Here is a 5,995-nt window from a genome sequence, read left to right as displayed (position 1 = left end):
CTAACATTTTGGCACAAGCTGCCGATAATAACCCCACAGGACCCGCACCATAAATAGCTACGGTTGAACCTTTAGTAATATTGGCATTAGTCACGGCCTGCCAAGCAGTCGGTAAAATATCTGATAAAAATAAAACCTTCTCATCGGACAGTGAGCCAGGTACTTTGAACGGACCAAAATTACCTTTAGGAACCCGTACAAATTCTGCTTGTCCACCAGGAATCCCACCATATAAATGGCTAAGACCAAATAAAGCAGCCGGTGGCGGAATTATTTTTTTATTAATAGCAGCGCCTGGGCCTGTATTTGTAGTCTCACAAGCAGACATTAGGTCATGCTGACAGAAAAAGCAGTTACCACATGCGATAACAAAAGGAATAACAACTCTGTCACCTTTCTTAACAGCAGTGACTTCAGAGCCTACTTCTTCAACCACACCCATAAACTCATGACCGAAAATATCGCCTTCCTCGGTTGCAGGCATTTTGCCACGATACAAGTGTAAATCTGAGCCACAAATTGCAGTCGCAGTCACACGTAAAATAACATCATCTTTTTCTTGCAGTTTAGGATCTGGGACATTGTCCACTCGCACATCTTTAGCACCGTGGTAGGTTAAAGCACGCATAATATCTCCCATTAAGTAAAGATTGCAAAATCTAGATAAACAATAAGCTGTGATAATACAAAATGAAAATTATTAGAATCAGTGGTTTATGTTATCTAAGTTAAGTATTACTCAATTATATTAGCACCTTGAAAATCGAGATTTATAATTAACGTGTGTTAAAAAGGTTGCGTGTTGTAAGTAAAAAATGTGGTCATTCTTAAACTGGATGGGGTACTTTCAATTACATTATTATTTCTTGGGATGAATATCCATGTATCGAAGCTTACAGCTGTAACGTCGTCAAAAGCCTTTACTATATTTTCAACAGTAGTCGCTACAACCGGGTGTGCTGCATCATTCCAGATAACAAAACAACTATCTGTTAGTGTGAAAGTTATTTGATTTTTAATTTCTTCGATACAGGTTAATAGTACTTTTCTATCAACCTTGTTCCAGTCGATTCCTCCGCTACCACTAGTTCGTATCGGAAAAGAGCTAATAAACTGATCCGTTACTTTCCTAGACTCTTCATCTGCTAACACTCTAAATTTTTTAAGATAATTAAGGGTAATTCGATTGAATCTTGAAAAGCTCACTTCGTGTACATTACCAAGTACACCGCAACTACCTAAAAAACTCAAACTATTGATATCATTAGCCCACAGCTTAGCATTCAAGTCCTCACTAGGGTACCGAACTAGCGAAAGCACCTGACTATTTCGCTACAGGTATGCTTTATATATAATGGCTTAACACTGAAATAAGGATTAAGTTTATGTCTCAATTTATAGATACGGGTAGTAGGTTATTAAATACCCATAATATAACTAATATTATATTTCTAGACGAAGCTAAAAGAATTATATTTGAGACTGAAGATATGATGTTTAGTATTACAGAAGACTATATAAAGACTGAAGATTATGAAAGGGCGTGTAATAACCTAAGAACCAATCTTAATACTATTGTTATTTAATACGGCAATTTATTATTGATAAAATCTCTACAAGTATAGTGGAGACTTAACACTACATTGGAATACATTAGATGCCTGTATAGCATCCTGAATATACCCCCATAACAATGATTATGGTAAACAATTTTAAAATAATGCTTTAGGTATACCTTTAACCTCTCAACATTATTAGTGCCGATTATTTCAATGTTTATTTTGGTCGCTATGCGGCAATAATGGTGCAAGTAAATTCCGTCTCAGTTATCGCCACATTGTTAGTATTTTGGATAGTGTATATGCACCATATTACGAAGCCGCATTCCTCTTTTGCCATCAAAAAACCAAACTCTCATCCACATATTACCTATATTTGACGAGATATTATCAAACAGGTAATAAGTACGCGCTATTCAGCCACAGTCGTTACTCTTCTTTAACTTTCATAAATCTACGCAACACCATAATCCGTTATGATTTCCTTTATCGACAGAAAGAAGCTTTATCGTACTATTTAAGCGACTTTCTCTCAAAAAAAATTGCTAACAAAAACTAAGATTTATACCCAGTGTCAATTAAAAAGGAAGTAACGATGAAAATTAACATCTTTAAAAAAATCGCCCTAGGCTCAGTATTAGCAATCTCTACCTGCCTAGCCATGGTTAGTCAGGTGAACGCGGCAGCATATAACACTACTCACTATGGAATGAATGTAAATAATGGTTCATTGTCTAAACTAAACTTAACCAAAAAGGAAAAAAGCCAAATTCAAGCGATTCAAAAATCAAATCATAACAATGGTAAAAATGGTTATAAAAATAATTATGCGGCAATCTCAAAAGTACTGACCGTATCACAGCGTAATCAGTTAGAAAAAATGAGAGCTGCGAATAGAGTACATCGTGGACCTCAAAATGGTCACAATCAAGGTAAATATAATCAAAACCACAACTACAACTACAACTACAACCGTCATCGTTAATTAAAAGAGACAGGTTTGGCTCCATAGCGTTATTAAACCTCTATTTAATAGTTGTATAATAACGCCTTTTAAGTATCTGTAAATATTAGTAGTTTAACCTTAAATAGCACTTAGCCAATCACTAATTGCTCTACGTCATCAGCGGTTACCAAATTAGCGACCATTGATAGCGCATGTGCTTGCTGGCTAGTAGGGGTTTTTGCCGCCGCTGTCTTACCACCGTGTAACCAATTATCAGCAGTATTTTGGTTGTTCTGCTCATTGTCTACATGATACCAAGCCAAATCATGATGCAGTCCAACCACATCTCCCATAATCAGCAGAGCAGGCGTGGGTAGCTGATTTTGTTCTTGCAATTCAACGATATCGGCAAGCGTACCAGTCAATACTTGCTGATTGGGCATACTGGCATTAGAGACAATGGCGATTGGGGTATCGCTACTACGTCCAGCATCAATTAAACCTGTCGTCAAACGTGCCAGCGAATGCAGCCCCATATAAAACACCACGGTCTCGTTGGTATCCAAGAAGTTTTTAAAGTTACTGTTTGGCGCGCCAGCTTTCAAAAATCCTGTCACAAAACGTACCGACTGCGAATGATCTCGGTGCGTCAAAGGAATACCTGCATAACTGGCAGCAGCATTGGCAGCAGTAATTCCGGGCACGACTTGATAAGGGACGCCATGCGCACGCAAGCTTTCAATCTCTTCGCCGCCGCGTCCAAAGATGAAAGGATCGCCGCCTTTTAAACGCACCACACGGCGACCTTCTTTTGCGCTATTGACGAGCAGCTCATTGATACCAAGCTGAGCGACGGCATGGTTGCTACGTTTTTTACCGACAAATACTTTGTCAGCATCGCGGCGGCATAAATCCAGTACTTGCGGTGACACTAACGCATCATAATAGACGATATCGGCTTGCTGCATGAGGCGCAGCGCTTTAAAAGTAAGCAGTTCTGGATCACCAGGACCGGCACCAACGATATAAACTTCACCCATTACATTTTTTACGGATTGAGATTCTTTAGATATATTATCTACTGTATTTTTTTTACTGATAGCTACAGCTGTATGATCTAGATCCGCTTGCAGTTGCGCGGCGGCTTCATTTTCATTGCCAGCAAACATCAGCTGACTGACTTTTCCTTCAAAGGCGCGCTCCCAAAACTGACGGCGGCCTGTCAAGGTTGGAATTTTGGCTTTAACCTCGCCACGGAACTCGCCTGCCAATTTAGCAAGCTTGCCATAACCTTGTGGAATTAACGTTTCTAAGCGCGCACGCAACAGGCGCGCCAGCACTGGTGCTTTACCATTTGAAGAAATCCCAATTACAATGGGATTGCGATCGACAATCGCTGGGAAAATAAAATCACATAAATGCGGCGTATCAACCACATTAACGGGGATATTCAGCTCGCTGGCATCGGCATGAATTTGATGATTGAGCGTTTCATCATCGGTTGCGGCGATAATAACGCGTGCGCCAGTCATATAAGCTTTATTATAATTTTCATAAATCATTTTGTGCTTGGCTTTGTCGTTAGTGTGGCTGAGCAAAGTTTTTATTTCAGCACTGATAGTTGGCGCAAGGATTGTGATCGCAGCACCCGCGCGGCTGAGTAAATCAGCTTTACGGAGCGCGACATCACCGCCACCAACGATCAGTACTTTGCGGTCTTCTAATTTAAAAAATAGCGGAAAGGTGTTCATAGCATCACCAATGATTCAATCAATATAGAATATGCCATCATTATGAGCTAAGAACGTCAGGCGCTCACCTAGTGAATTGGCATTAACATATTCATTTTTTTCATGTTGCTGATGATTTTTGCTAAGATGTGGAATAGCTGGGGAATAAAAACGTAGAAACGTAGCAGAAAAAAACCACAAGCTCACTTTTAAGCTTGTGGCTGATGTGGATTCTAAGTCTTATATTTACATGGATAGTGTTTAACTTACTGCCAAAATCTACTCAAACTCACTGAGCATCTTAGTAATGCGGGCATCTTTTTGTTGCCAAATGTCTTCTAACCAATCAAACATCATTTTTTTAGTGGCTTCATCACGGTCATAGCCGCCATCCATAATGGCCGCAAATAACTCGTCCGGTATGGTTAAGCGCGTCACATCGACGCCCAAGCGACGAATATTACCTTTCCATAAATCATCATAGTCGGGCGCACCGTCGGGATAGACAATGGTAATGTCTAAAATTGAATCTAATTCATTGCCTAAGGCATTGATTGCCAATGACAACCCGCCAGCGCGTGGTTTTAATAGATGCTCATAAGGTGAGCCTTGTTTGTCATGTTTTTCTTTAGTAAAGCGTGTCCCTTCCAAATAGTTTAATAGCGCGAAAGGTTTGTTCTTTAATTGACGACAGGCACGCTTTGCTTCTTCGATATCCTTACCTTTGAGGGCAGGATTTTTGGCAATCGCTTCTTTAGAGTGGCGGCGCATCATTGGGAAGTCTAAAAAGTAAAAGGCTTGACCGATAACGGGGATATAAATCAGATTAAACTTAGTAAAAAACCGCGTTAAAGGCAGCGTATCTTGGCTGATATATTGCACGATACTGGTATCGACCCACGATTGATGATTGCTGACGAGTAGGTATTGCTTGTCCTCGCTCAAATCGTCGGGCATATTAATGCGCCAATCTTTATGGGGCAGCGCATGGTCAATCACGGCGTTGTTACTATTGATCCAATATTTGGTAATCGCAATTAAGGCATCATCGGTCAGTTTTGACCCAGTCAATACTTTCGCCGCGCCCATAGTCCAGACCGGTAGACCAACCAACGCACTATTGGCGGTGAGAACGCCAGTACCAGTCAGAAAAGAGGCTGCCTTGCCGACAGTCGGTAGCTTATCATGCAGTTTTTCATAGAATGAATCGATTTTTTTTATTAAAGGCATATCAAATATCCGTATTGATGAGTGTGGCAAAGCCATGATTGAGCTTGATTATAAAAAGGCGCACAAGTAGCTGCAAATATAAACAACGTCTTCCATAGTTTGGTTTTAAAGGATTGGCGTCATATTTAATATGATTTTGCGCCGCCTTTGAAGCCATAGAATACCGTAATGTTAGCCGATAAAACGTTAAGAAAACGTTATTTATGCAACATCTACGCAACTCGAAGCCTGTAGGGTGCCATTTTCTTATTAGTCGGCCTACCAAAAGCAGAAAAAATATAGTATTAAAAAAGGCGTCAAAGTGAATATTCTATCGCCAGGGTTTATTGAAACGCCAATGACGGAGGATATTGATGATGACCGCCTAAATCGTATTCCAGCTCAGCGCGCTGGTAAGCCCGAAGAGATTGCAGCGTTGGCAGTTTTTTAGCGTCTGATGACTCGAACTATATGCACGGCGCCAACGTCTTTATGGATGGTGGCTGGGCGCTTGGTCGTAAGTAATGCTCTAAAGAAAAGTTATAAGTTAT

8 protein-coding genes are annotated in these 5,995 nt (G+C 40.3%); 4 read left to right on the top strand and 4 right to left on the bottom strand.

Features of this window, described 5'->3' with window-relative positions:
• Both B4K26_RS01855 and B4K26_RS01850 read right to left on the bottom strand, forming a co-directional pair.
• Positions 1 to 628: alcohol dehydrogenase catalytic domain-containing protein (locus B4K26_RS01855; protein WP_296243183.1), on the bottom strand; the 628-nt coding region annotated here is incomplete at its 3' end.
• A gap of 158 nt (positions 629 to 786) precedes the next feature.
• Entirely contained in the window at positions 787 to 1,287 is a 501-nt protein-coding gene (locus B4K26_RS01850; protein ID WP_296243182.1) for a hypothetical protein, read from the bottom strand.
• A 98-nt stretch (positions 1,288 to 1,385) separates the two neighbouring features.
• On the opposite strand from B4K26_RS01850, the gene B4K26_RS01845 reads away from it, so the two are divergent.
• From B4K26_RS01845 to B4K26_RS01835, 3 genes are all read left to right on the top strand, one after another.
• Positions 1,386 to 1,586 (top strand): hypothetical protein, encoded by a 201-nt coding sequence (locus tag B4K26_RS01845; RefSeq protein ID WP_296243181.1) that lies wholly within the window; start codon positions 1,386 to 1,388, stop codon positions 1,584 to 1,586.
• Between the two features lie 164 nt (positions 1,587 to 1,750).
• Complete coding sequence (locus B4K26_RS01840) at positions 1,751 to 1,939, top strand: ArsB/NhaD family transporter (protein ID WP_349681499.1); 189 nt, start codon at positions 1,751 to 1,753, stop codon at positions 1,937 to 1,939.
• Positions 1,940 to 2,154: 215 nt separating this feature from the next.
• A complete protein-coding gene (locus tag B4K26_RS01835) occupies positions 2,155 to 2,544 on the top strand; it encodes a hypothetical protein (protein ID WP_296243180.1) in 390 nt (129 codons plus the stop codon).
• A 110-nt stretch (positions 2,545 to 2,654) separates the two neighbouring features.
• Here B4K26_RS01835 and cysG read toward each other — a convergent pair whose 3' ends face one another.
• Both cysG and B4K26_RS01825 read right to left on the bottom strand, forming a co-directional pair.
• Positions 2,655 to 4,256, bottom strand: a complete 1,602-nt coding sequence (cysG, locus tag B4K26_RS01830; protein ID WP_296243179.1) for a siroheme synthase CysG — start codon at positions 4,254 to 4,256, stop codon at positions 2,655 to 2,657.
• Between the two features lie 258 nt (positions 4,257 to 4,514).
• Positions 4,515 to 5,465 carry an acyltransferase gene (locus B4K26_RS01825; RefSeq protein WP_296243178.1) on the bottom strand — a complete coding sequence of 317 codons (951 nt, stop codon included), beginning with the start codon at positions 5,463 to 5,465 and terminating at the stop codon, positions 4,515 to 4,517.
• A 283-nt stretch (positions 5,466 to 5,748) separates the two neighbouring features.
• Here B4K26_RS01825 and B4K26_RS01820 point away from each other — a divergent pair, with 283 nt between their 5' ends.
• The gene (locus tag B4K26_RS01820) at positions 5,749 to 5,895 is read left to right on the top strand and encodes an SDR family oxidoreductase (RefSeq protein ID WP_296243185.1); all 147 of its coding nucleotides are present in this window, start codon (positions 5,749 to 5,751) and stop codon (positions 5,893 to 5,895) included.
• Positions 5,896 to 5,995 lie beyond the last annotated feature (100 nt).

The sequence above is a fragment of the Psychrobacter sp. UBA6766 genome (assembly GCF_002453355.1).
GTDB lineage: Bacteria > Pseudomonadota > Gammaproteobacteria > Pseudomonadales > Moraxellaceae > Psychrobacter.
The sequence above is the reverse complement of the archived record's forward strand: the minus strand, read 5'-3'. Positions and strand labels throughout refer to the sequence as shown.

What these genes read in the sequence shown, in the direction of transcription:
- B4K26_RS01845 (WP_296243181.1), top strand. Translation starts at nt 1,386, where the DNA reads ATGTCTCAATTTATAGATACGGGTAGTAGGTTATTAAATACCCATAAT.
- B4K26_RS01835 (WP_296243180.1), top strand. Translation starts at nt 2,155, where the DNA reads ATGAAAATTAACATCTTTAAAAAAATCGCCCTAGGCTCAGTATTAGCA.
- cysG (WP_296243179.1), bottom strand. Translation starts at nt 4,256, where the DNA reads ATGAACACCTTTCCGCTATTTTTTAAATTAGAAGACCGCAAAGTACTG.
- B4K26_RS01825 (WP_296243178.1), bottom strand. Translation starts at nt 5,465, where the DNA reads ATGCCTTTAATAAAAAAAATCGATTCATTCTATGAAAAACTGCATGAT.